Source organism: Limisphaera sp. 4302-co, from assembly GCF_049537155.1.
Taxonomy (GTDB): domain Bacteria; phylum Verrucomicrobiota; class Verrucomicrobiia; order Limisphaerales; family Limisphaeraceae; genus Limisphaera.
Map to the genome: position 1 here is coordinate 43,650 of NZ_JBMVQZ010000012.1, position 25,815 is coordinate 69,464.

Here is a 25,815-nt window from a genome sequence, read left to right on the forward strand (position 1 = left end):
CGGTCTGAAAGCCGCCGCACCCGAGCATGAGCGAGTCCGCCCAGGTGCTCGTGTATGCCCCGGAAACCGAGAACCTTCGGTACCCGCCCGACTGCCCCTTCAAAACCGAACGCGCCACGGCCACGCGGCGCCAGCTCCTCGGCGCGGGCCTGCTCGGCACCGGCGAGCTGCGCGAGGAACCGTGTCGCCCGGCCTCCCGCGCCGAGCTCGAACGCCTCCACACCCCGCGTTACCTCGACCTGCTCCAGGCCGCCGCCGCGGGTGAACTAACCCCGGAGGGAATCCACGCCGGGCTCGGCGCACCGGACACCCCGGTCTTTCGCGATCTGTGGGACTACGCCTGCTGGGCCTGCGGCGCGGCTCTTCATGCCGCCGACCTGCTCCTGCAAGGTCGTGCCCGCGTGGCCTTCAATCTCCACGGCGGGTTCCATCATGCGCACGCGGACCGAGCCGGCGGTTTTTGCTACCTCAACGACGTGGCCCTTGCCTGTGAACGTCTGGCAGCCGCCGGCCGGCGCGTCATGTACCTCGACCTGGACGCCCACCACGGCGATGGTGTCCAGGCCTTTTTCTACGCCCGGAACGACGTCCTGACCGTCTCCCTGCACGAGTCCGGCAAAACCCTGTTCCCCTGGGGCGGGTTCGAGCACGAACTGGGCGAGGGACCCGGCCACGGTTACAACGTCAACGTGCCCCTGCCGGCCCAGACCTATGACGAAGCCTATCTGCGTGCCTACCGCACCGTCGTGCCGCCGTTGATCGAAGCCTATCGGCCCGACGTGCTGGTGGTGGAGCTGGGCATGGACATCCTGGCCGGCGATCCGCTCACCCACCTGCAGACGACCAACAACGTGGTGGTGGAAATTGCGCGGCACCTGCGGCAGACCGGCCTGCCCCTGCTGGTCAGCGGCGGTGGCGGTTACCAGTTCGAACCCACGGTGCGCGGCTGGGCGCTGGCCTGGCGCACCCTGGCCGGTCGCGACGACGAGGACGCCCTCAGCATGGGGTTGGGTGGGGCGCTCATGAGCACGCTCGACTGGGCCGGAGGATGGCGCGATCCGGAACGACCTGTGCCCGCCGAAGTCCGGGAAAGGGTCGAGTCCGAACTGGCCAAAACGCTGGCCACGCTGCGGGAGATCGTCCCGCTGCTGCGCAGGCACTGAAGGCCCGCGGCCGGCGTGCCATCCGCAGCTTCCCCGACAGGGCTTCAAAAGGGGAAATCCTCCGTGCCGGGCAGTCTCGGCGGCGGGGTCTCCTTCCATTTTTCGGCCCGACCGTGTTCGGCCCAGCCGCGCACCACGATGGCGCGCACGGGGCGCACCGGACACGCGTACTCGCAGGCGCCGCAGCCGATGCACAGTTCCGGATGCAGATCCGGCACGCGCAGGTGGTCCCTGTACGGCTTGGTGGTCACCGCCTGCGTCGGACAATGTTCCGAGCAGGCTGCACAGTCGGTCCCCTGCGACACCACCACACAGCGGTCCAACGTCAGTTCCGCTTCGCCGATTTTGGTGAGTTTCTTCTCCTCCGGGGGCAGGGGCCGGATGGCACCCGTGGGGCAGACCTCACCGCACCGGTGGCAATCGTAGTTGCAGAAGGCACGCGGGTAGTCCATCCGCGGCCGCATCAACCCTGCCCCACCCGCCTCCCAACCGGCCGGTTGCAACACACGCGTCGGGCAGACCGTCACGCACAGGCCACAGGCCGTACAATGCCGCAGGAAATGTCGCAGACCCAGGGACCCCGGCGGCGTGGCCGGCACCGCTGCCTGCACCGGGGCGGTCGGAGGTGCCGGGAGCTGCACCCCGGGAGCCGAGGCGGCGGCGCGCCTCCCTCTCAGCAGGGCAGGCCCCCAGACGAGCAACCCCGTCAGCTGCATCAAAAAGCTGCGCCGGGCGGCGTTCGCCACCGGCTTGGACACCGGCTCCGAAGCGGCTTCCGAGCATGGGCGCCGTGCAAACCTCACGGCCTGCTCCGGACAAATCGTCAGGCAGTTGAAACAAAGGACACACCGCGAGAAGTCCAACGCCTGACGCCGCAGATCCACGCACTGCGCCTTGCAGACCTCCAGGCAACGAGCGCACTTGCGGCATCGGGACGGCGCCAGTTGCAGCTGCCAACGGGCACGTCGTGCCAGCCAGCCCAGCAAAGTCCCCACCGGGCAGATCGTGTTGCAGTACAGCCGGCCCCGGGCAGCCGCCAGGGCCGTCACCAGCAGGAACAGAGCGCCGGCAATCCCCGTGGACCAACCCCAGCGCCACGGGACGGGCACGCGGTACCACCCCTCGACGCCCAGCGCCCCGAACGCGGCCGTGGCGGCGTTCGAGATCCAAGCCGCCAACGGCCGAAACCAGAGGGTGGCGATCCGCCCGAAGATGCTGTACGGATCCAACCACGCCAACAGGATGGCACCACCGGCCAGCGTCCCGCCTGCGCAGAGCCAAGAAAATGGCCGCGCGCAAGGATTCCTTTGCAGGCACGAACGGCAGGCGCGTGGAACCCGTCAGCCTGCGGCGCACCCACCACACGAAGTCCTGGTAAAGGCCCAGCGGACACAGCACCGAGCAGTAGACGCGCCCGAAACCCAGCGTCAGGGCCAGGATGAGAATCCCCGCAACGGCCGTGCCGGTCCCCGCCACCAGCGAAAGCCACGAGGGAAGGAACTGGCTCCGCGGCAGCACGCGCACCAGCCACGTGGGCACCGATTCCCGGACGTCGGTAAAGACCCAGAGAAACGCGGCCAGCAGGATCGCCCCCAGGATCACGCGTGCCCGGCGGAGCCCGTGCGGCTGCGCCTTTTCACCGGGACAGCGGGCAGGCTCCGAACATGCCGCCGCGGCCGGGTCGTGGCTTGCCCCCTGCCGGCCGGCCGCTTCCGGGTTGACTGCCCGGCCCTGTGTCATGTTCGAGCGGGTCGCGCCTCGGGCCGGCAGGGCCGGTCAACCGAGCCGGATGCGCCGGATGTCCACCCGGTCGAGGTCCGCCGTACCCAGGCCCATCCGCGCCGCCAAAGGTATGTGCGCCACCTGATCGGGCTCCAGATTCAGCATGCGCGCGCCGGCGGCGTCCACGGCGACGGGATCGGGGGACACCAGCAGCGTTCGCATCACGACGCAATCGTCCGCGCTGCGGCCACGGGGGCCGTTGCGGACCATGGGCTGGTAGGCGTCCAGGATGTTGAGCTCCGGCTTGCGGAGCGTGGGAAAGTCGGCGATGCACTGGTGCAGGTCCAGCCGGTGATACGCCCGGCGGTCCCAGACGACGCCCATCAGGTTTTTCAAACATGCGGTGATGCGCGCGCCGCCGTGGGTTTTCAGAACAGGCACGTTGATCACGACGTCGGCATCGAGATAGAGCCGGTGGACTTCCGCCTCCTGCAACTTCTGTCCCCGGGGGATGCGCACCTTCCGGTAGAGCGACTCGTCCTTTCCGTTGATCATCGTGGCCCCCGCCTCGCGCGCCACGGCCTCGATGCCGCTCGTCTCGTATGCGCGCCGCCATTCGTCCACCGGGTTGTCGAAGATCTGCACGCTCCTGGCCCCGGCCTCGTAACACAGTTCGACGATCCGCCGAACCAACTCCGGATGCGTGTTGGCGCCGCGTTCGGGTGGCACGTCCCAACCGATGTTGGGTTTGACCAACACGGTCTGCCCGGGCTTGACGAACGCCTTCATTCCCCCCCACTCGGCCAGCGCACGATCCAACATGGCGGCGCGCTCGCCGTCCCGCACCGCCACCAGCACGGTCCGTCCACCGGCGCCGCCGCCCGCGGGGGTGGCCGAGGCAGTCGTCCCGGTCGGCTCCGCCGAGAACAGGCGCTCCAGACCACCCAGGGAAAGGACGGCACCGGCTGCCAATGAAGTCTTCAGAAACTCCCGCCGCGTCTTCATGGTTCCTCCGTCGCTCGGGGCGCATGCGCGCAACCCCTCGGCGCCACACTAGGACGTCCGTGGCGCCTTGCAAGAGACCAGCCGCACAAAAGCCATTCCGGGAAAAAGATAGCCAAAAAAGGTAAAGCCCGGCCCGGCCCGTGCCGGCCGGGGTATTTCAGCGTCGGGCGCGGACGCGCCCGGGCCGGCGTGATGGCTACTCGATCAACCGCGCGCGGTAGTACCGCACGGAATGTTCAGGCGCCGCCGAGTCGAAGAACATCACCGAGTCCGACAGCACCCGCCAACGACCCACCTCTGTCCATTCCCGCAGGTCCGCCGATGCCTCCACGGCGTACAAGCGACCGGGTTCACCCAGCAACACGGCTTGGAACTCGCCTTCTTCCGTCCAGCCGAGGCCCACGAGGCGGGGCGGCTGCACCACCTCCAGGACGGCCGGCTGGCTCCACACGGTTCCCGCCGGATTGCTGACTGCGACGGTGTACGTTCCTGCGTGCTCCGTGCCGACCGGGTCGAGCACCAGAACAGGGTTCGTGGCGCCTGCGAGGGACGTTCCGTTGAAATACCACTGATAGCTGAGCGGCGGATCGCCGCTGGCGCTGGTGTGGAATTCGAACCGGCTGCCGGGCACGGCGAACCCGCCTGCGGGCTGGAGGGTCAGCACCGGCGGCGCCTGCACGGTCACTCGCGCCACGGCGCTGGTGCTGCCGGCCACGTTGGTCACGATCACGCGGTAGAGGCCGCCGTCGGTGGGTCCGGCCGAGGAGACCCGGAGCGTGGCGGCGGTTTCGCCGGGCAGGTCCACGCCATCGCGCTGCCATTGGAAGGCCAGGGGAGGCGTGCCGGTTGCCTCGACCCGGAGGGTGAACTCTGCACCAAGCGCGACGGTCAGGTCGGCCGGGGCTTGGACGATCTGGGGCGGCACCCAGACAGTCAGCGTGGCCGGAGGACTGAGGATCGTGCCGTAGGGATTGGAGACCCGGACGCGATACGGGCCGGCCTGATCGGGCGAATCCACCGTGAACGTCAGCACCGGACCGATGGCCCCGGCAAGGGGCGTACCACCATGGTACCACTGGAATTCGTACGGGGCCGGTCCACCGACCTGGACGCGGAACTCGGCGGTGTCGCCCAGCCGGAGGGCCAGTGATTGCGGTGGCTGCAGGATCACGGGCGGTTCCTGGCCGGCTGGTGCGTTGGTCCGGCCTGCCGTGGGTGCCTCGGCCTTCCAGTGGACAGGGTCGTTCCCGTAAAAGTCGGGGCGAATGCGTTGGAGGGAGGCGCCCCCACCGGCCGCAGCGTCCGGCCAGGGCGGTGCGGGCCGGTAAGAAACCCGGTCCACAGGATAGTACGGGACGTAACCAGCGTCCGGGTGTGGAGGTGCCTGGGGTGTGTCGGGTTTCAGCAGTTCGATCGTTTCCCCGGCATTGTCCAAGCGGCCGTCCCACGGCCCCACCATGGGCACGTCCGTGACGCCATAGCGCGTTTGGAAGAGCTGCAACAGCGCCTGGTTGGTTTGCGGATCGAACGGAACGACCAGGAGATACCCGCCCGGCGGCAGCGCCAAGCCGGGTGGGAACTCGAACCGGATGGCATTGGCGAGACGCCAGCGGTTGGTGGGGTGTGCCGGATCGTAGAGGGGCACATTGGTCGTCGCCAGGTTGTAGAGTTCGATGAATTCCAGTGATCCGCCGTCCCCCGGGTCCAAGTCCTCCGGTGGCTGGTAATGAATCTCGTTGATGACGACGGGACCGATCAAGGGCGGGGCATTGGAAGCGCCGCGTCCGGTGCGGAAATGCTCCAGGCTGGAAGGCTGTGAGACGCCGAACGTGGGCAAACTCAACAGCGTAAAGTCGTGGCCCTGGCTCGTGGGGTGGATACCCCAGGAAACCCCGTTGGGCGCGGGCCCGAACACGGCGCTGGCGCGTGCACCGGTGAGCGTGCCGTCGGGCCGGGCTTCGAACAGGTGGACCTCGTCGCCGTGGGCGGAGTTGAAGCTGAATCGGGGCGGCGCGTCCTGTTCACCGTCCGGCGAACCGAAGTCGGCCTGATAAAACACTTGATATCCCCGGGCCGGCAGGATCGTGCCGTCCGGGATGCGATAGCGCTTCGGATCGGTGGCACTGTCGCTGAGGTACCAGCCGCTGATGTCCACAGGGCTGTCGCTCAGGTTCAGGATCTCGACCGCGTCTTCGAAAGGCGGGTCGGTGTGGGAGAGCACTTCGCTGATCACCACGTTGGTCAGCAGGAGGTGGTTTGGCGCGCCCGCAGAGGGGAGGGTGAAGGCGGTGATGTTCGTGCTGCCATCGGGCAGGCGCCCCTGCGTGATCCCGGGCGTTTGCAGACCGAACGCCACGAAATCGAGCAGTTGACCGTCGGCCGAGTAAAGCAGGAGGCTCTCCCCGAGCGAGTCCAGGGCAAAACTGACGTGGTGCGCACCCGCACCGCGGTCGCCATCGGCGACAAACCGGACCCAGCCACGGCCACTGATGAAACTCAGCGGGGGCACGATGAAACGGGTTCGGCCGGGAATGGACGGGTCATCCGAGATGCGGAGTCCGTCGAGGCGGATGGCGCGGGCATCGGTGTTGTAGAGCTCGAACCAGTCGGGTTCGGCCGGTGCAGCGGCCAGCCATTCGTTGATACGGAGGGCGGACACCGGACCCAGTTCCGCCGGCGGGGCGTTCGTTTCACCGGGTGTGGCGGCTGCGAGCAGGGCCCAGCCATCCTCGATGCGGCCCAGCGGCAGGTCCCGTACCTGCGGGCCGTAAGCCGCGCGATCCACCACCTGACCGGGCGCATTGAACAGCAGGACCTCGTCAGCATCGCCATCCAGGGCGAAACCGCTGTTCAAGTCCGGCTCCCCTTCCCCGCTGGGTGCCCGGTCGGGGTCACACCACACCACGAGGTAACCCCCGGGCGGAATGCTTGTCCCGGGCGGGAAGGTCCAACGGTTTCGGCCGGTGGCGGGGCCGCGTCCGAGCGCCCACCCGGCCAGGGAGACAGGTTGGGAATCCGGGTTGTAGAGCTCGATGAAATCGGCGTACCGGCCCCAGGGCGCCAGTGCGGCACGGTTGTTCCGGGCCAGGATCTCATTCAAATAAGGCCCGTTCCATGCCGGGAGGTAATTGGGTGCGCCCGGGCTTGCGGAACCGGGGAATGCCACCACCGTCGGGCCACCATCCGGGTACCGGCCCTGGGAGATCCCCTCGGCTGCCGAGGCATACGTGATCCGGTCCATCACTTCGCCGTCGGCGCTGTACAAGGTCAACGTTCCCCCCTCGGCCGGCAGGGCGAACCCCAGCGAGTCCGGCCCGGGTTCCGGCTCGGCCCGGAGCTGAACGTAGCCACCGGCCGGGACGAAGGACAGCCATCGGAGTTCCACCACGGCGCGGGGGCTCTCCATGTACAAACCTCGGAGAGCGACCGGTGCGTTGGTGTCGCGGTTGTAAAGTTCCACCCAGTCGAAACCCCCGGGCGGGGCGTTGGCCAACCATTCGTTGATCACCAGGTTGGTGGGCGAAGCCGGTGCGACCGGTTGATTGCCCGCGCCGGGTGTGGGCCGGCAGAGTTGCCACTCGTCGTTCACACGGCCCAGCGTGAAATCTGCCAACTGCAGTCCGAAACTGAGTGCATCGACGCGGTTGGTCTGCGGATCGTGGAGGAAGACGTGATCGCCGCGCCGGCTCAGGGCAAAGCCGGTGTGCAACCCGGGGCTGTTGGTCCGGTCGTCGCACCACACCACGAGGTAACCACCGGGGGGCAGGGTGATCCCGGGCGGGAACACGTACTTGCGCGGGTCACTGTCGTCGCTGAGGCTCCAACCGCCCAGATCCACGGGTAGCTCGCCAGGGTTGTGGAGTTCGATCCAATCGGGAAACGCCCCGTCGTTCGTCACCGACCCGGTGTTCTCGGCCATGACCTCGCTGATCCGGACGCGCGCCTGGGAGGGTGCGGACCATGCGACCCAACCCGGCGTGCCGTGGGGCTGGGGGCCGGCCCGCCACGCCGCCGGTGCGCTGGGATCGGCGGCAGGATCCACCAGCTCGAGAGTGGCGCCGCTGCCGTCGGCCGTCCGTGGCCAGCCATTGTCATCGTCGTACTGCACGGTCAACACCGGCCGACCCTGGCGGTCCAGCAGGCGCAACCGTTCGCCACCGTTGGCCAAATTGCCGCCGAAGTAACCGAACACGGGCACGCCCGGATAACGCGCGGCAAATGCCGCGGGATTGGCGTTGTTCGCCAGGACAATGACCCCGCCGCCGGCCAGTTCGGTGCCGATGGGGAAGACGAATGAAACCCCTTCGAAACTGAAGCCGCCGAGGTCCAGGGGGCGTGTCCCGAGGTTCTGCAGCTCGATGAACTCGTATGCCTCGCCGCCCGGTGGGTTGTAATTGATTTCCGTGATGGCCAGCGGGAGGGTGAGCTCCGCCACGCGGAAGGTCGCCTCGTTGAGGGCGCTCCAGGTGCCGCCGGCCAACACGCGAGCTTTGATGGTGACGGTGTCACGCAGGACAATGGGCTTGATGTAAACCTGCGCAGCGGGGGCGACGGTGCCGGCGTAGTACACGCGTGGGTCGGTCCCGTTCGTTGTGTAATAAATGGTCCCGCTGGTTCCGGGATTCCGCAGCACCAGCAGCGTGTCGCGGGCCACCGGTCCACCGGCGGAGACCGGCCCGGTGACGCTTCCCAACCGGAATTCCGGCGGATCCACGTTGGGATAGAGACCGGCGGCGCGGAGCTGGTCCAGGACGATCCGGGGCCGGTTGACGAAGTACGAACTCACCATCCGCTGGTTCTCCGGCTGCCAGTGGGTCTCGCGCGTGTACAGGACAAAGGTGCCGTCCTGCCACGGATGGACGTCCCGCCGGTAATCACCCCACCGGCAGGATTCGGCCACGATCGGCCGATAAAGAAGGTTGGACCAGTGGAGCCAGCGGGCGATGTTCGCCTCGGGCGTGAGCGCGCCGCCCGGGGCCAGCATGTGCTTGTAAACCCGGTCGGCGAAATCCAATCGGTACTGCGCATTCGCCACCAGTTTGGCGTGCAATCCGGCCGGCACGTCGGTGTTGGCTACGCGATTGACGTCCTCGTTCAGCAAAATGCACTCCCCGTCCCACGGGAAAAACTTGAAGGTGCCACCGGGCCGGCGGGGCCGCACGGCGTGCCAGTTCTTGTTGAATCCCCAATCCTGGTGCCCCACGAAAAAGTGCAACAGCACGTAGTCAATGTACTGGGGCACGTCTAGATACTGTTTCATCTGCTCGTAGCGCGCGTTGTCGGACAATCCGGTGAGATTCACCATGGCGTTGTACACCTCGGCCGTGCCGGCGCGCAGGATCCCCTGGTCATAAGCGTCGTATTCGTCGTCGTCTCCGCCGTAATAGGCCGCGCCGAAATGTTTGGTGGGCTGCTCGCTGATGTCGTAGACGCCCCAGTAAAGGCCGTTCAGGAAAAGGTGTACATATCGGTTGTGGCTGGCGATCTGGCCCATGTCGCGGAAGGCCTGTTTGATCCAGGCGTCACGGAAACGGCTGGCCCGACTCCGCTGATAGGCCCCTGCCCCGTTGTTCGGGCTGTCCGACCAATGTCGCCAACTGGTGTTGAAATCGGGCCGCAACACCAGATCGTCGAACCGGCTCACGGGCGACTCGGGAAAGACCGGGTACTCCAACACGGCGGGCCCGAAATCGCCACGGAAATTCAATTTGAAGCCGTGCTTGGGATTCTTGCGCGGTTCGCGGCTGGCGTTGCCGTGGGCCTCGATCCCAGCCGAGGTCACAAACGCCGTGCGCCCGTCCGGCAACACCATCTCCACCGACACCGGCTTGTTGGGGAAATTTTTGTTCACGACGTTGGCCGACCAGTAGAGGCCGGTGGACTCGAACAGGTCGGCCGGATCCATGACCAGCGAAAGCACCGGCAGTTCGAGCAGCCCTTCTTTCAGGTCCTGCAGCCTGGCCGGGTCCACAGGTGAGGCGGGATTATTGGGGTCCACCCGCAAGGGATCCCAGTCCATCTCGTAATCGGCCGGCACGATGTTGTTAGGAAAACTGTCGTAAGTACCCCAGGTCTGGGGGAAACCGGGTGGGTTGTTGGGCTGGCGAATGACGCTTTCGAGGAAGAGATAGGTGTGCGTGACGGTGTGGGAGGGCAGGTGATCGGGCGCGAAGGCTGCCACGCGCAACACGGTGGTATTGGTGATCCAGATCGGGCCCGTGTAAACGGTGCCCGTTGTGGCCGTGGGTTCCCGCCCGTCGGTCGTGTAACGAAGCGTCGCTCCCGCGAGCGGACAAGTCAGGTGCAGGAGGAACGGCTGATCGAACCAGCCGCGGGCCACGCTGGCGTGGGGCTCGGGCACGATCCCTACCAGCGAGGTCCCCGCATTGGCCGCACCCGGTGTGGGGACGGCGAAATACCGCCACTGACCGTCCGGGGCCCGGCCGTACGCGATATCGGTCCGTTGCGCCGGATACCGGGGCGCCCACACGCTCGCGGCCTCATGAGGATAATCCGGTCGGTACAAAGCCAAAAACTCGCCGTAGTCATTTAGCTGGAAGTTGAGGTGAAACCGGTTTCCACCCGAAGGATTGCGCCGGTCCTTGCCCGAGGCAAAGACCACCAGGTACTGACCGGGGGCCAGGGTCACGGCAGGGAAGACCCATTTGAGCGGGTCATCCGGGTCGTCGCTCAACGACCAGCCCAGCAGGTTCACCGTGTTGCTGCCGCGATTGTACAGCTCGATCCAATCCTGCGGTTCGCCGTCCTCGTCCCGCAGCCCGGTCCGGTTCACCGCCACGAACTCGTTGAGGATCACATCTCCCGAGAAACCGGACGGTTCCACTTGGACGCTCCAGTTCCCGCCCGCAAAAGCATTGGGCGGCTGTGCCAGATCGGCGATCCCGTGTGAGGGTGACCATTCGAGTTGCACGGTGCCGGGCCCTGGAGGATCGAACGTAAACACGTAGGGGCCTGCGCCCGAGCCGACGACGGCGGTGGCCGGCCGGCCCTTCACCTGGAGGTCGGCAGCGTCCACGCCGGCCACCGGTTCGGTGAACCAAACCTCCACCCTGTCCAGTTGTCCCACGGTGGCGCCGGGGGCCGGGGCAAGTTTCAGAATCGAAGGCGGCACCGTGTCGGCCACTGTGTAGGTCCAATGCGCCGAGGGCGCGGTGGCGTCGAAGGGTTGTCCTTCCAGATCGGTGATGCCATGGCCTTCGTCCCAGGAAATCGCCACCAGCCCGGCCGGCGGGGGCGCAAATTCGAACACGTACACGTTCGTCCCCGGAGTCCCCCACACGCGCACGGCCGGTTGATCCTGGATCCAGAGATCCGGGGCGTCCACCCCCCGGACCGGTTTGTTGAAGGTCAACACCACGCGGCTGAGGTCCGAGACCCTGCTGTCGCGTGGCGGCTGAACGCCAACCAGCTCCGGTGGTGTGGGCGGTGCCCGCAATTGCACAGTCAGGCGGCCATCCCAGCGGAGGTCGGAGCTCGTGCGCGACACGTTGAAGACCTGCACCGCCAAAACATTGGTCCCCGGGAGCAGATCCATCGCCGGATTCACCGACACGGCAAAGACCTCCCACGTGCCCGCCTCGTGCGCGGCAGAAGCCAGAGTCGTGACCGCCGGTTGCGCGGGCGCCACGTTCGCCCGGGCGATCTCCACCCCGTTGATCCACGCCACGAACCCGTCGTCGTAATTGGCCTGCAGCTCCAGCCGGTCCACCACCGCCGGACTGTTCGTCCAAACAAACGGGATGCGGAGGAAGATGCAGGTGTAGTTGCCTCGCATGTCGGGGATCTCGGTCCCCACGGTCAGCCCCTCGCCGTAATGAAACGGGGCCGGGCCGGTCGGCCACGCAGAATCGTCAAAGGCCCGCTCTCGCCAGGCCGCGACCGGATTGGACGCCTCGTTGGTCCCCTTTCGCCAACGCCACACCGCCCCTTCGGGAACCAGAGTCAGGGTCGCTTGCGCCCAAACGATGCCGGCGGTTGCGAGGAAGATGCCCGGCGTCAACCACCGCCGGAGCAGCACTACGAGAGAAGATGACGATGACAGGAGCCTGCAGTTCGGTCGGTCCCGCCGCACCGGGTCCGGACCGTCTCCGTTTCGATGCACCCTGGCGAGGTCCACGGCAGCATAATCTAGAGGCCGATGGCAGCTTCTGCCAATGGATTCTGGCCGGCGGAAACCCGCCGGGGTCGGTCCCGGGCGGGGTCGGTCCTCCCGGCGGCCCGCCCGGCACGGCGGCCTCCCTCCCTCAGACGCCTTCCAGGTAAAGCGAGCGGTTTCGCCAAAGGTAGATGGCCCCGCTCCACAACGTCAGCACGACCGCCAGCCACAGCATCACCAACGCCGCGACCGGCACCCAGGGCAGGAACCAGGCCGAAAGTGACTCCGGCCACTCCTGAACCGCCAGCAAGGTCAACAGGGCCACAACGGCGATCATCTGGCTGGTGGTCTTGTGTTTGCCGTATCGTTCGGCGGCCAGCACGAGCTGGCGCGACGCCGCCAGCAATCGCAGGCCTGTGATCGCCAGCTCCCGCACCACCACCACGATCGCCATCCAGGCATGCACCTGCACCGGCCAGTGCGCGTCCAACCGACCCCGTTCGATCAGCGCAATGAAAACGGCGCACACCAGCACCTTGTCCACCAACGGGTCCATCAGGACGCCGAACGGCGTGATCTGACCGCGGTCCCGCGCAACCCGCCCGTCAAAAAAATCCGTCACGGCGGCCGCGATGAACAGAGCCAGTGCGGCCGTGTCGGCATAGGGCAGCCGCAACACCAGCAGCAGGACCAGCAGCACCGTCAGACCCAGGCGCGAAACGGTGAGCTTGTTCGCCAGATTCATCACCCGGATGGTTCGCCACTCCCCGGGCCCGGAGCAAGCCCGGACCGTGAGCCTTCCCGAACCGGGGTTGGGAAGAGTCCGCAGCGTGGGCGCAAACCCTCGACAGATGCCGCGGCGCCGGCGCGCTCAGCCCGTGCTGTCCACCAGTGCGGGCTCATCCTCAGGTTCCGGCGAACCGCCGTTTCCGCCCGGGGCAGCCCCGGTTCCGGGAGCCTGGCCCACGTCCCCGCCCGGGCGGTCCTGCCCGGCGCGATCCGCGACGCCACCGCCGGCGTCCTCGCGGCGGAAACGGACGCTGACGATCTTGCTGACGCCGCGTTCCTCCATGGTCACGCCGTACAGGACATCGGCCATGCTGATGGTCCGCTTGTTGTGCGTGATGATGATGAACTGCGAGTGATTCAAGAACCGCTGCAGAATCCGGAGAAACCTCCCGATGTTGGCCTCGTCCAGCGGGGCATCCAACTCGTCCAACACACAGAACGGGCTGGGCTTGACCTGGTAGATGGCAAACAGCAGTGCGACGGCGGTCATGGTCTGTTCGCCGCCGGACAGGAGACTGATGGTCTGCAGTTTCTTTCCCGGAGGCCGCGCCAGGATTTCGATGCCGGACTCGAGTACGTCGTTCTCGTCCATCAGACGCAGATCGGCACTGCCGCCGCCAAACACCTCGGTGAAGAGCGCGGCGAAATTCAGCCGGATCTGCTCGAAGGTTTCCAGAAACATCTGGCGCGTCTCGGTGTTGATGCGCTGGATCACCTCCAGCAGGCGCGCCTTGGCCTGGACCAGGTCCTCGTATTGTTGGGTGAGGAACTGGTGCCGCTGCTCGGCCTCTTCATACTCCTCGATGGCCACGAGATTGACCGCGCCCATTTCGTCGAGCCGCTTCTGCAGGGCTTCCACCTGCCGGGCCACAGCGTCCCAATCCGTGGCCAGGCCCGCCTGTGCCATCTCCTCCGGGGTCAGCACCTGGACCCGCGCGGGGCCCTCATCCGCGTAGGTGATGGTGATGCACTCACTGCGGACGTCCTGGAGGCGGACCTGATACTTTTCCTCGATGCGGCGGCAGAGGTTCTCAATCTGCAGCTGGTGCTGCGCGCGTTCGATCTCCAGCCGGCTGCGCCGCTCCTGCAACCCGGCCAGGCGCTGCCGGGCGGCGCGCAGCTCGGCCTCCACCTGTGCCAGCGCAGCCTCGCGTTGCGTCCGTTCCTGCTCGCGCGCAGCCAGCTCCTCGTTGAGGCGCGAACGCTCGGACTGGAGCCGAACGAGTTCTTCACGGGCCGACTGTGCCTCCTGTTCGGCCTGTTGCTTTCGCGCGGCGCTCTCACCCAGGTCGTTCCGGCAGCGTTCCGCCCGCGCTGACAGCTCCTGGAGCCGTTGTTCCAGCGCGCCGACCTGCTGCTCAACGGCTGTCACCCGCTGTTGTTCAGCCGCCAGGGCCACGCGGGCGTCACTGAGGGCAGCCTGGGCCTGTTCGCGTTGCTGCCGCAACTGTTCCAGACGCGCAGACAGACCCTCGACGCGGGAACGAATCTCCGACTCCTTCTCCTCGGCGGCGGCGATTTGCGCGGCCCACCGGGCGCGGCGCTCCCCGGCTTCCTCGAGCTGGCGGGCCAGGAGCTCGGCCTCGTAGTGGACCGTCTCGAGTTTGCGCACCAGTGCCTGCCGGGCGTTTTGCAGCGCCCGCAATTCGCCCTCGCGCGTGGCAATGGCGACCTCCTGCTGTCGGAGCTCGGTTTGAGCCTCCTGCAGGCCGGCCTGGAGAGCGGTCTGTTCACTGGCCAACTCTCCCCGCCGACGCCCTGCGGCCGCGACGGCCTCGTCCAGCCGCGCCAACTCGCTCCGCAGTTCGGCAATCTGATTCTTGCGCCCAAGGATGGAGGCCGGTCCCCTGCCCTGCCCCTGGCCGTTCAAATACCCGCCGGTGTACACACCATGCCGGCTGAGCAGTTCGCCCTGCAGCGTCACAAAATCGCATCCGGCCTGTCCGTTGCAGAGATGCACGGTGGCGGTGGCCAGGTCCGGCACGATGTAGGTCCGGCCCAGCAGCGACTGGAGCAACGGTTGCACGCGCGGATCGGCCTCCACAACGTCCAGAGCGCGGATCGCACGGGAGGTGCCCTCACCCGCATCCGCGGGGGGATCGGCCGGCGCCGGCGACTGCGGCACGGAGTCGGGCCCCGGCCCCGCCGAGGGTCCGAGCCGAGGCTGCAGAGCCAGCGCGGCCACGCTGGCCCGGCCCGCCTTGTTCCGGGACAGATCGGCCAGAATCGACTGCGCAGCCTCCGGATGCTCGGTCAGTACCAGTTGCAGGTGGTGCCCCAGCGCCTGTTCGATGGCCACGACGTACGCGTCCGGCACGCGGATGTGATCGGCCAGCGACCCCAGGACCTCGCGGGAGCGGCGCAGCGCCGCCAGCGCACCCGGATCGTACCCCTCCCGGCTTTCCTCCAGTTGTTCGAGCACCCGCAGGCGGGAACGGATCCCGGCCTGGCTCTGCAGCAGCTTGTCCAATTCCGCCGCGGCCGCCGCCAGTTCCTCCTGAAGCTGGCGCAGCCGCTGTTGACGTTCCGCCACCACACGGCGCCGCGATTCGGCGTCCTCCTTCTCGCGAGCCACCCGGGTCTCGAACTCCGCCAGCCGGGCTTCCAGCCGATCCCGCTCGGTCTCAAGCTGCAGCTTTTCGGCCGACAGCTTCTCCTGCTGCGCCAGCCGGGCCTGCTGCTGCGCCTCCGTCTGGTGCAGGTTGTTCCGCAACCGCGCCAGCTCCTGGGCGTGGTTGAAGGCCTCCGACTGCGCCCGGCGCAACAGTTCCTCGTGCCGCCTCAGCTCCTCCTCGACAGACTGCAGCGCCTGGCGCCGCTGCTGATGCGTGGCTTCGTTCCGGAGCAAACCCTGGCGGGCTTGCTCGAGCTGTTCCCGCGCCAGCCGCAGGCTTTCCTCGGTGATCCGGTGCTGTTCCTCCAGGTGGGTCAGTTCGGCAAAGGCCTGCTCGTCACGCGCCACCAGCTCGCGAATGCGTTGCTCGCAAAAAGCAACCTGTTGCTCGCGATGGTCCATCGCCGCCTTGATCTCCGCTGCCGACTGTTGCAAGCGCGTCAGGGCCGACAGCAACTGATTCAAGCCCTCCCGCTGCTCCGCCAGGGCCGCCTCACCGGTCTGCACCGCCGACTCGGCCTCCGCAATGGCGCCCAGACATCCGGCAAGGGCATGCTCGATCTGCTGCAGCTCGCCGGACCAGACGTCGTACTGGTGACGCGCAAGCTGGGTCTCCAGATGCCGCAGCTCCGCCTGGAGCGCCCGGTAGCGACGGGCCTTGCCCGCCTGACGCTGCAGGGAACCGATCTGTCGCTTGACCTCGCGAATCAGGTCCGAGACCCGCAGCAGGTTTTGCTCGGTGGCCTCCAGCTTCCGCAGCGCCTCGCGTTTCTGGGACTTGAACCGGGTGATGCCCGCCGCTTCCTCGAAAACCAACCGGCGATCCTCCGGCTTGCTGGACAACACCTGCGTGATGTTGCCCTGCGCCATGATGCTGTAGCTGGCACGCCCGATCCCCGTGCCGGCAAAGAGCTGTTGGATGTCCCGGAGCCGGCACGGCGCCCGATTCAGAAAGTATTCACTGCCGCCGTCACGATAGACCCGCCGGGTAATGGTCAGCTCGTGAAAGTCCAGATTCAGGCCCGCAGCCCGAAGCTGGGCCTCCTCCACCCCACCCAGCGTGAGCGACACCTCCGCCATCCCCATCGGCTTGCGCAGGTCCGTCCCGTTGAAAATCACGTCCGCCATCTCGGTCCCGCGCAAGGCACGCGCCGATTGTTCCCCCAGCACCCACCGGATCGCGTCGGCCACGTTGGACTTGCCGCAACCGTTCGGCCCCACAATGGCCGTCACCCCGGGTTGAAAGCTCAACGTCGTCTTCTCGGGGAAGGACTTGAACCCCAACAACGTCAGACTCTTCAGGTACATGCGCCGCTTCAGCGAATCAGACCTGCCCCAGCCCGTAAAGAGCAAACACACAACAGACTGGGGTCCGGTTGTTGTCGGAGCACAAGCTATTGAGGGGAGGAACCGATCTGAAAAGTTGTGCCCTCAACCGTCAAAAACACTACATTCAGTTGTCAATCGGACCTTTTTATACACGCGTCAGCCACGTTTTTCCAGTCCAGTTTTTCCCGGCCGCAGACCGCCGGCGCCGCCCGCTCCATGCCTTCTTGGGCAGACCCCGCCCAACAGCAAACCGCCCCGGCTCCCCCGCCCTGCCCTGCGCATGCCTGCGGATTCTGCGGCGCGGCGCACTTCGCCCCTTGCGATGCCCCAAAAGCGGTCGGAATGGAAGGCGCGCTGGGCGGCTGCTGGGCATCTGCCGCGGGGCGGGCCGCGTAGTCGCGGGCCGCCGGCGCGCCTGTGCCGCCCGGAACGGCCGATCCCGATTTGAGGGCGGTCCCGGCCCATGGTATAAGTGCGTGCCTGCATGAACGCACAGATCATGAGCAGTTGTGGACCGGTTCGGCCCCCGGGCGTTGCAGCCCCGGAACCCGACGTGATGAGTTTCCCCGCCTTGGGACTCACCCTGGACCTGAGAGGGATGCGCATACCGGCTTCCTACCGTGAACGGATGGCCCCCGCATTCCGCAAGGCGTTTGAAGAAATGCGCGCCCTGGAGGCAGGCGCGATTGCCAACCCGGACGAAAACCGCATGGTGGGACATTACTGGCTGCGCAATCCCGACCTTGCACCCACCGAAGAGATCCGGCGCGACATTCGCGAGACCCTTGCCGCGGTCAGATCGTTCGCGGCAGCCGTGCACCAAGGTAAGGTCGCGGGCCAGGATGGCCCGTTTCGACACCTGCTGCTGATCGGGATCGGGGGATCGGCGCTCGGACCGCAGATGGTCGCACATGCGCTTGGCGAGCCGGGGCGGGACCGACTGCGGCCGTGGTTTCTGGACAATACGGACCCCGACGGGATGGATCGCGTCTTGCGGCAGCTTGCGCCCGAGCTGGGGCGGACGCTTTGCGTGGTGATTTCGAAGTCGGGCGGGACACGCGAGACTGCCAATGGGATGCGACGCACCCAAGTGGCCTACGCGCATCGTGGGTTGGCATTCAACCGGCACGCGGTGGCCATCACGCAGCGGGGCAGTCGGCTGGACCGCGAAGCAGAGGCGGGCGGATGGTTGGCGCGCTTTGCGATGTGGGACTGGGTGGGGGGGCGCACGAGCGAGACCTCTGCAGTGGGCCTTTTACCAGCGGCGGTTCAGGGCATCAATATCGATGAACTTCTGCTGGGAGCGCGTTTGTGTGACGTTATCACACGCTCAGATAACGTTAGCGAAAACCCAGCTGCAGCACTGGCCTTGGCTTGGCATTTCGCCGGCGATGGGCGCGGTGCCAAGGACATGGTCGTCCTCCCCTACAAAGATCGGCTCGAGCTCTTGGCCAGGTACTTGCAACAACTCGTCATGGAGTCATTGGGAAAGGAACATGACCGGGACGGCCGGGTCGTTCACCAAGGATTGACCGTCTTCGGCAACAAAGGCACGACCGACCAGCATTCCTACGTCCAACAGCTCCGGGACGGATTGCCGAACTTCTTCGCCACTTTCATCGAGGTCCTTCGGCACCAGGACAATGCGCCGGTTCTGATGGAAACCGGCGTAACGGCCGGTGACTACCTCCACAGTTTTTGTTCCGGTACAGCCCGCGCCCTCGAAGAAAAGGGTCGGGGAGTCATTCGGATCTACGTGGAGAGCCTTTCGTCTTTTACACTCGGCTGCCTGATCGCGCTGTACGAACGAGCAGTGGGGTTGTATGCGTCCCTCATCAACATCAACGCCTACCACCAGCCGGGTGTGGAGGCCGGCAAGAAGGCCTCTGAAAGCATCATCGCATTGGAAAAACGCGTACTGGAGCATTTGCGATCCCGGCGCGGATGGCCGCTCACGCCAGCAGAGGTGGCCCAAGCCATCGATGCGGCGGATCGAGCGGCCGAGGTGCGTGAACTTTGCTGGGTCCTGTCGCACAACCCGGCCAGCGGCGTACAATATCTTCCCTTGCAACAAGAAGGCAGGTTCCGTGCGTACTGAATTCTTTCGGTATCCGGTTTCCTACGACGTGATTGTTGTGGGTGGCGGACACGCCGGGATCGAGGCCGCCCTGGCCTCGGCCCGGATGGGATGCCAGACTCTGCTGCTTACCCTGAATCCGGACTCGATCGGTCAGATGTCCTGCAACCCCGCTGTGGGCGGGTTGGCGAAGGGCAACTTGGCGCGGGAAGTCGACGCGCTGGGTGGGGAGATGGGGATCAACACCGACATGACCGGCATCCAGTTTCGGATGCTCAACACGACCAAGGGTCCGGCCGTATGGGCGCCTCGGGCGCAGTGTGACAAGAAGGCCTACCAGATGCGGATGAAATGGGTTTGCGAACGGCAAGAAGGCCTTCACGTCATGCAGGCCGAGGCGTCCGACCTGGTGGTCGAAGCTGGCGAAATCGTCGGCGTCCGAACCACCTTGGGTGTGGAATACCGGGCCAAAAGCGTGGTGGTCACCACCGGGACCTTCTTGAAGGGGCTGATGCACATTGGGGCAACCCAGATCCCCGGGGGCAGGGCAGGGGACAAGGCCGCGCTGGGGATCAGCGAGGCCCTGCGGCGTCTGGGGATCGAACTGGGTCGCATGAAGACCGGGACCCCGCCCCGGCTGCTGCGCAGCTCAATTGACTTCTCAAAGACCGAAATTCAGCCAGGAGACGAGCCGCCTCCCTGGTTCTCGCATTGGAAGGACGAATTGTTCCACGTGGAACATTCGGTAGTTCGGTTCCCTTGGCGCTCCGTCAGCGATCGGTACCCTCCCGGTTCGGTCTTGGCCCAACTGGGCCACCAGCTCCCCTGCCATATCACCTACACCACCCCCGCAACCGCAGAAATCATTCGAAACAATCTGCATCGCTCCCCCCTCTACAGCGGCGTCATCCAAGGGGTCGGTCCGCGTTATTGCCCCTCCATCGAGGACAAGGTTGTCAAGTTTGCCGACAAAGAGCGACACCAGATCTTTTTGGAACCCGAGGGCTCTCACACGGAGGAGGTCTACGTAAACGGGCTCTCCACATCCCTTCCCTTCGATGTCCAGCTGCAACTCGTCCGCACTGTGATCGGTTGTGAGAACGCGGTGATGCTCCGGCCCGCCTACGCCGTCGAGTACGATTACGCGCCGCCCACCCAGCTGACGCCCTACTTGGAAACCAAAGTTTGCAAAGGGCTTTTCCTCGCCGGCCAGATCAATGGAACCTCGGGGTACGAGGAAGCCGCCGCGCAAGGCATCATCGCTGGCATCAACGCCGCCCTTCGCGCAAAGGGCCGGCCGCTCATCGCCTTGGGCAGGGATCAGGCCTATATCGGCGTGCTCATTGACGACCTGGTCACCAAAGGGACGGCCGAACCTTATCGCATGTTCACTTCGCGCGCCGAGTACCGGCTCCTGTTGCGACAGGACAATGCCGACCTGCGGCTCTCAAACATCGGCTACGAAGTCGGCTTGCTGCCCCACCGGCGGTTCGCGCGGGTCCAAGCCAGGCAGCAAGCCATTGCGGCTGAGCTTAAGCGACTCCAGACCAGTCGATACGGGACCCTCACGCTGGCGCAGATCCTGAGCCGGCCCGAGGTTCGATATGGTGATCTCCCCGGGGCTCGAACCGATCTCGATGCGGAGGTCATCCACCAAGTCGAAGTCGAAATCAAATACGCGGGTTACATCCAACGCCAGTTGCAGGAGGTGCAACGCTTTAAGTCGTTGGAAGACAAACAGATACCTGAAGACTTCGACTATGCCAAGGTGGTCGGTCTCCGCAAAGAGGCCCAGCAAAAGCTTGCGGCCATCCGACCACGCACACTGGGCCAAGCATCCCGGATTTCGGGTGTTTCACCTGCCGACGTGGCCATCCTCACCGTGTGGCTGCGCCGCTACGGAGCGGAAGCCCAATCAGCTGCCACACGTTCTCACTGACACTTGTTGCTGCAGTAGCCGTGGACCCGTTTCCCTTTCTGAGGTTCGCCCGCCCGTAAAAGTCGGCAAAGCCGTGCAACCTCCATTGAAACCAAACTGCCGGTAAAGCGCGCCTTCTTCAATCCGCATCCTGCAGAGCACGGGACGCCCTTTGGTTTCTTAAATCTTTCCCACGGGCTTTTTCACAGGGGATCACGCTTGCCTCGTCTTGGCTGCTTTGAACGCCCGGCGTCATCGATAACGGTCACCCTGCGGTGCAGGGGTGCGGGGAGGGGTGGAATGTTCGACGCCGCCTCAGCCGGGAGGGACCGCGTCTCCGCATGTCCGTGGGAAAATGATCGGGCTGCTGGCGGCACGACGGCCGGCTTGGGTATTGTGCGATGCTTGTGCTACCCTCCCTGAACGGATTGCTCTTGGAAGAGCTTCCAATGCTTCAAGTCCCCATCGGGGCGGGGAATCGCGTTCTTACTTGGTTCTGATAGGGAGCCCGCAGCCCTGACATGGTCCCTCTTGGAGGAAAGCTTCACTCGGTTGGCCCGAAACGGAGCAGGGGCACTTGGTCCAGTGGGCCGGGAGCGCAGCCTTTCGTCTCCCCAAGAAGAAAGAGGATCCCGGCCGGCAGGTTTTGCGGCCGGGACCCAAACGCACCAAGATCGACGTGCCTTCGTTACGTACTCCAAGCTCCGAGTCAGGACCTCTTCATGGAGAGCCGGGCCCGGCGGTTGTGGCCCAGGGGGAGTATGGCCACCAGCCCCATCGCCAACAGCCACCACCCGCTGCCAGAGTCCGGCACCGTGGTGCCGCACGGGCGATACTCGATCATGTCCACAATCTCGACCAGGCCCATATAGAGCCCCGCCGTGTAGGGGTTGCCAGAACTGTCGCCGTACCAGAAGTAGGCGCGGTCGAAACACGCTCCGCTCCAGCCGATGGATTGGTCCATCACGTCATTAAGGTTCAGACTCGAGGTCACCGTGGCCAGGAGTGTTGCGCCGCTCCAGATTTCCAACCAAGCCAGGTCCGTCGGCCCGGCCCAACCTGGGTCATCATTCCCAAACCACAAGGTGAGGGCATCCACGGGAACGGAAAAATCGATTTGGAGTTTGCTTCCGTCGCGGTCATCATGAACGGCCAAGGACCTTGTCCCGAGTCCTTGGGCGCCGAAGTTACTCACATCAAGCCCCGCGCCTGATGTGTCGCTGAATGTCACGTTCGGATGACCCAAGGGTGACCATCCGTTGGGTTTGGACCCAAGAGGATCTGCTTCGAAGTCAATCAAGGCCGCCATGCTGGGCAGTGTGGCCAGAACCAAGCCGGCCGTGATCATCCATTTACCACGCATATGTTCCCTTTCTTTCGTCGTTTCGTTTTTTCCTTTCCGAACTCACCGTTAGCCATGCTCAGGACGCGGTGAGCCAATGCCCATGGAAAGCACTTGCCGTGCCGTAGGGCGGATTGAGACCTTGGGATCTACTTATGTACCTGCGGTACAGCCACTTACTCAGTACATTGCCCCAACCTCTGGTTGCGGCGGGGGGGCGCGAAATCGAAAGTGTAAAGTTTGCTGACGACTTCTCCCGCGCGCCGTTTTGCCGCTGAAGTTTCCGTTTCGACATAACATATTGCCGCTAAATAGGATACATATACCACCCGACCGTTCTTGCCACTCAGACCCGTCCTGTAAATCACTTCGACACCGGGGGCTCAAGTTTGCAGGCTGAATTGTATCTCACTACACCGCAGGTTATTAGGATTATTCTCCCAGTGTAAGGAGGACCGACACAAGCAACCCTGCTGCTGAGGAAGATCTTGTGGTCTCCCACCGCACAAAAGGTCCGCGGTGTCGTGGTTGTGGCGTACGAACGGCAGCCTGTCCTTTCAGTAGTGGAAATGCGTACGCCCGACGGAGGGGCATGGAAGGGGAAAGATCTTTGCTGGGGCCCGAAGCCACCTGCGGCCGGTCCCGGGCGCGGCCAGACCCAACCTGAGCCCCTGCATGATGACGAATCGGAGAGAGGGTGTCTGGCCCGAAAAATCCCGGCCTTTGAACGCGCCCCCCCTCGGGCTGCCTTTGGCGGATCCCTTGGAAGCCGGCGCGGACCCACGTGCTTCGGCGAGGAGTGACCGGTTTTGGGAGTCCGGAGTTTACCGGGTCATGTGCGGATCTCGGGCCGTCCGCCATGTTAGGGAGGCGCTGCGGCCGGTTCGGCCCGTTACGTCGCAAGTGTTCTTGGTGTGCTGGCACGACCGGGCCCGGGGCCTTTTGATGAGGAGGTCGGATTCGAAGGGGTGAGGGCGGCGCTGGGAGCGAGGTTTCGGTAAGGGGCAACGAGAGTTTTCCGGGGCCACAGGGGTGGGAATTCGATCAGCATCTGCGAGCCTGCGCACGTGCGCTGCGGAGAGCATCGGCGTGAATTCCGCCGGGCGCCTCTGCCCGTCGAAGCCGGCCGGGCGTTTGGAAGCTTGCACAGGGGCGGGGGGACGGAGTTTGCTCTGCGCGGGCGACTCTGGGGAATGAAAGCGGGGCACCTGGCGTTGTTGGTGGTGATGAACGCCTTTTGGGCCGGGACATACTCGGCTTTCAAGGGGTTGGCGCCTCATTTGGATGCCGGTGCGCTGGCGACGTTGCGGTACACGCTGGCGGCGCTGATCCTGGCGGTGTGTTGGCCCTGGCTGAAGGGGCCTTCGCCGGCGGGTCGGGACCTGCTCCGGACGGTTTCGATGGGGGTCATCGTGTTCTGTTTGGCGCCGCGACTGCAGGTGGCCGGCGTGCAGATGGGTGAAGCCACGGACGCCGCGGTGCTGATGGCGTTGGAGCCGCTGGTGACCTCCATGGCTGCGGCGTGGTTTTTGCGGGAAAGGATCGGGCCGCGGCGTTGGGCGGGGTTTGGCCTGGGTTTGCTGGGTGTTTTGGTGATGGCGGAGGTGTGGCGGCCGGAGTTTCGGCTGCCGGGTCTGTGGGCGCACGTCCTGTTTCTTTCGTCGTTCGTGTGCGAGGCGGCGTACTCGGTGATGGGAAAACCGCTGCTGGGTCGGGCCGGGATGGCGCGGGTGGTGACGGTGGCGCTGGTGGCGGGAAGCGTGGCTAACCTAATGTGGGACGGTCCCTCGGCTTGGCGCGCGGCGAAGGAGTTACCATGGCAAGGTTGGTGGGTGATGCTCTACCTGTCGTTGATCTGTACGGCGGTGGGGTACGTGATTTGGTTTGTCGTGATCCGGGAGGCGCCGGTGAACGTGGCGGTGCTGACGGTGTTTTTGCAGCCGGTGTTGGGTGTGGGGATTGCGGCGGTGACACTGGGGGAGCGACCGCACTGGGGGCATTTGTGGGGGAGTCTGGTGATTTTGCTTGGTGTGGCGGTCGGGTTGTCCCGGCAGATCCAGTTTGCCGTGCGGAACGGTATGGAGAGGCAGGGGTGCGGGTGATGGCGGGCGGGCGGCACATCCGCGGGGGAGATTGCCGGGCAAAGAAAGCTCATGGGTGGGTGCGGGGCCGGGTCATTCAGCGGCTGGTAGGTTTGCGCCGGGTGGGGGTGCGGGACCGGGGTTTTTCGCGGGTTCGTGCCGCTTGTTGTTCCGGGCGGGTTCGGATGGGCGAGACGGTTTGGGGTCGCGGTTTGGGGATGAGCACGATGGGACAGCCCTCGAAGCCGAAGGCCTTCCGCAGCTGGCCGGCGAGGTACTTCTTGTAGGGTTCGGAGAAGTCCTCCTCGCGATTGACGAAAAGGAGGAAGGTGGGCGGGGTATGGCTGATCTGGGTGGCGTAGAAGAACTTGATGCGGTGCCCTTCCTTGCTGATGGGCGGTTGGCGCTCGACGGCGTCGTGGAGGGTGCGGTTGAGGATGGCGGTGGGGACGGTTTGGCGCATTTGGGCGGCCACGTATCGGACGGCTTCCAGGATGCGATCGATCTGGAAGCCGGTCAGGGCCGAGGTGAACAGCACCGGCGCGTAATCGAGGAAGAAGAGTTTTTCGCGAACCCAACTGCCGAAGGTCTGGAGGGGATCGGGTGGCGGCCCGGGCTGGCGCCGGCCGTGGGCGGCGGCGCGTTTTTTTTCCCATTCTTTTTGGACGAGGTCCTGGAAGAGGTCCCATTTGTTGACGATCAGGATGCACGGTTTGCCTGCTTCAAGGATGAGGCCGCCGATTTTCTTGTCCTGCTCGAGGATGCCCGCCTCGGCGTCGAGCACGAAGAGGACGATGTCGGCCCGGCGGATGGAAGCCTCCGCGCGGGTGACGCTGTAAAACTCGATGTCGTCGCGGATCCGGCGCCGTTTGCGGAGTCCGGCGGTGTCGATGAGGACGTAACGTTCCTTGCGCCCTTCGACGTCGATTTCGAACGGCACATCCACGGCGTCGCGGGTGGTTCCCGGGATGGGGCTGACGATGACGCGCGATGAGCCGATGAGTGCGTTGACGAGGGAGGATTTGCCGACGTTGGGCCGGCCGACGATGGCGAGCTTGAGGGGTGGGGGGGACTCGACCGGGCTTTCGGTGTGGGTCGCCTCTTCCCGGGGCGGCAACAGGGAGAGTGCCGTGCGCATCAGCGGCTCGAGGCCGCGGCCGTGTTCGGCCGAGACAGGGAAGATGCGGTCGAACCCCAGTTCGGCGAATTCGATGGTCTGGGCGTCCCAGTCCGGGGTGTCGGCCTTGTTGGCAACGACCAGCACAGGTTTTCCACTGGCGCGGAGCCATTCGGCCAGTTCTTCGTCCAGGCCCACGAGGCCTTCACGGATGTCCACGACGAAGAAGATGAGGGAGGCGGAAGCCACGGCGAGCTCGACCTGTTGGCGCGTGGCGGCCACGAGGATGTCCTGGGCCTTTTCGCCCGGACGGAGGCCGATGCCGCCGGTGTCGATGAGGGTGAACGGCCGGCCGCGCCATTCGACCTCGGCGCTGACGCGGTCGCGGGTGACGCCCGGTTGATCGTGGACGATGGCGATGCGGCGTCCGGCCAGGCGATTGAAGAGGGCGGACTTGCCGACGTTGGGTCGTCCGACGATGGCGATGGTCTGCGACATGGAATTCAATCTGCGCAGTTTGGGGCGGGCACGAAAGCTGAAAG

At 65.5% G+C, this 25,815-nt stretch carries 11 protein-coding genes and 1 pseudogene; 4 read left to right on the forward strand and 8 right to left on the reverse strand.

The annotated features are described in order from the left end of the window. The first annotated feature begins 26 nt into the window (after positions 1-26). Positions 27-1,163 (forward strand): acetoin utilization protein AcuC, encoded by a 1,137-nt coding sequence (locus ACPDIX_RS12135; protein ID WP_423432066.1) that lies wholly within the window; start codon positions 27-29, stop codon positions 1,161-1,163. A gap of 44 nt (positions 1,164-1,207) precedes the next feature. On the opposite strand, the gene ACPDIX_RS12140 is transcribed toward ACPDIX_RS12135, so the two are convergent. The 6 genes and pseudogenes from ACPDIX_RS12140 to smc all read right to left on the reverse strand — a co-directional run bounded on the left by ACPDIX_RS12140 (position 1,208) and on the right by smc (position 16,717). Further along, the gene (locus tag ACPDIX_RS12140; RefSeq protein ID WP_423432067.1) at positions 1,208-2,392 is read right to left on the reverse strand and encodes a 4Fe-4S dicluster domain-containing protein; all 1,185 of its coding nucleotides are present in this window, start codon (positions 2,390-2,392) and stop codon (positions 1,208-1,210) included. A gap of 124 nt (positions 2,393-2,516) precedes the next feature. Then, positions 2,517-2,903: pseudogene (locus ACPDIX_RS12145) on the reverse strand (4Fe-4S binding protein); the annotation flags it as partial. Between the two features lie 36 nt (positions 2,904-2,939). Continuing rightward, positions 2,940-3,890 carry a DUF362 domain-containing protein gene (locus ACPDIX_RS12150; RefSeq protein WP_423432068.1) on the reverse strand — a complete coding sequence of 317 codons (951 nt, stop codon included), beginning with the start codon at positions 3,888-3,890 and terminating at the stop codon, positions 2,940-2,942. A gap of 196 nt (positions 3,891-4,086) precedes the next feature. Next, a complete protein-coding gene (locus ACPDIX_RS12155; protein WP_423432069.1) occupies positions 4,087-11,832 on the reverse strand; it encodes a lamin tail domain-containing protein in 7,746 nt (2,581 codons plus the stop codon). 322 nt (positions 11,833-12,154) lie between these two features. Continuing rightward, on the reverse strand, positions 12,155-12,751 hold the full coding sequence (gene pgsA / locus ACPDIX_RS12160; RefSeq protein ID WP_423432070.1) for a CDP-diacylglycerol--glycerol-3-phosphate 3-phosphatidyltransferase: 597 nt from the start codon (positions 12,749-12,751) through the stop codon (positions 12,155-12,157). 126 nt (positions 12,752-12,877) lie between these two features. Beyond that, positions 12,878-16,717: a chromosome segregation protein SMC gene (smc, locus tag ACPDIX_RS12165; RefSeq protein ID WP_423432071.1), complete on the reverse strand. Its 3,840-nt coding sequence runs from the start codon at positions 16,715-16,717 to the stop codon at positions 12,878-12,880. A 577-nt stretch (positions 16,718-17,294) separates the two neighbouring features. Between smc and ACPDIX_RS12170 the strand changes: the two genes are divergently transcribed. Continuing rightward, positions 17,295-18,836 carry a glucose-6-phosphate isomerase gene (locus ACPDIX_RS12170; RefSeq protein ID WP_423432072.1) on the forward strand — a complete coding sequence of 514 codons (1,542 nt, stop codon included), beginning with the start codon at positions 17,295-17,297 and terminating at the stop codon, positions 18,834-18,836. Continuing rightward, entirely contained in the window at positions 18,826-20,754 is a 1,929-nt protein-coding gene (locus ACPDIX_RS12175) for a tRNA uridine-5-carboxymethylaminomethyl modification enzyme MnmG/GidA (RefSeq protein ID WP_423432073.1), read from the forward strand. The genes ACPDIX_RS12170 and ACPDIX_RS12175 overlap by 11 nt, the downstream gene beginning before the upstream one ends. A gap of 688 nt (positions 20,755-21,442) precedes the next feature. Here ACPDIX_RS12175 and ACPDIX_RS12180 read toward each other — a convergent pair. Continuing rightward, positions 21,443-22,096, reverse strand: coding sequence for a hypothetical protein (locus ACPDIX_RS12180; protein ID WP_423432074.1), 654 nt, complete (start codon positions 22,094-22,096; stop codon positions 21,443-21,445). A gap of 1,172 nt (positions 22,097-23,268) precedes the next feature. Between ACPDIX_RS12180 and ACPDIX_RS12185 the strand changes: the two genes are divergently transcribed. Continuing rightward, positions 23,269-24,177: a DMT family transporter gene (locus ACPDIX_RS12185; RefSeq protein WP_423432075.1), complete on the forward strand. Its 909-nt coding sequence runs from the start codon at positions 23,269-23,271 to the stop codon at positions 24,175-24,177. A gap of 76 nt (positions 24,178-24,253) precedes the next feature. Here ACPDIX_RS12185 and der read toward each other — a convergent pair whose 3' ends face one another. Further along, positions 24,254-25,771 (reverse strand): ribosome biogenesis GTPase Der, encoded by a 1,518-nt coding sequence (der, locus tag ACPDIX_RS12190; RefSeq protein ID WP_423432076.1) that lies wholly within the window; start codon positions 25,769-25,771, stop codon positions 24,254-24,256. Positions 25,772-25,815: the final 44 nt, after the last annotated feature.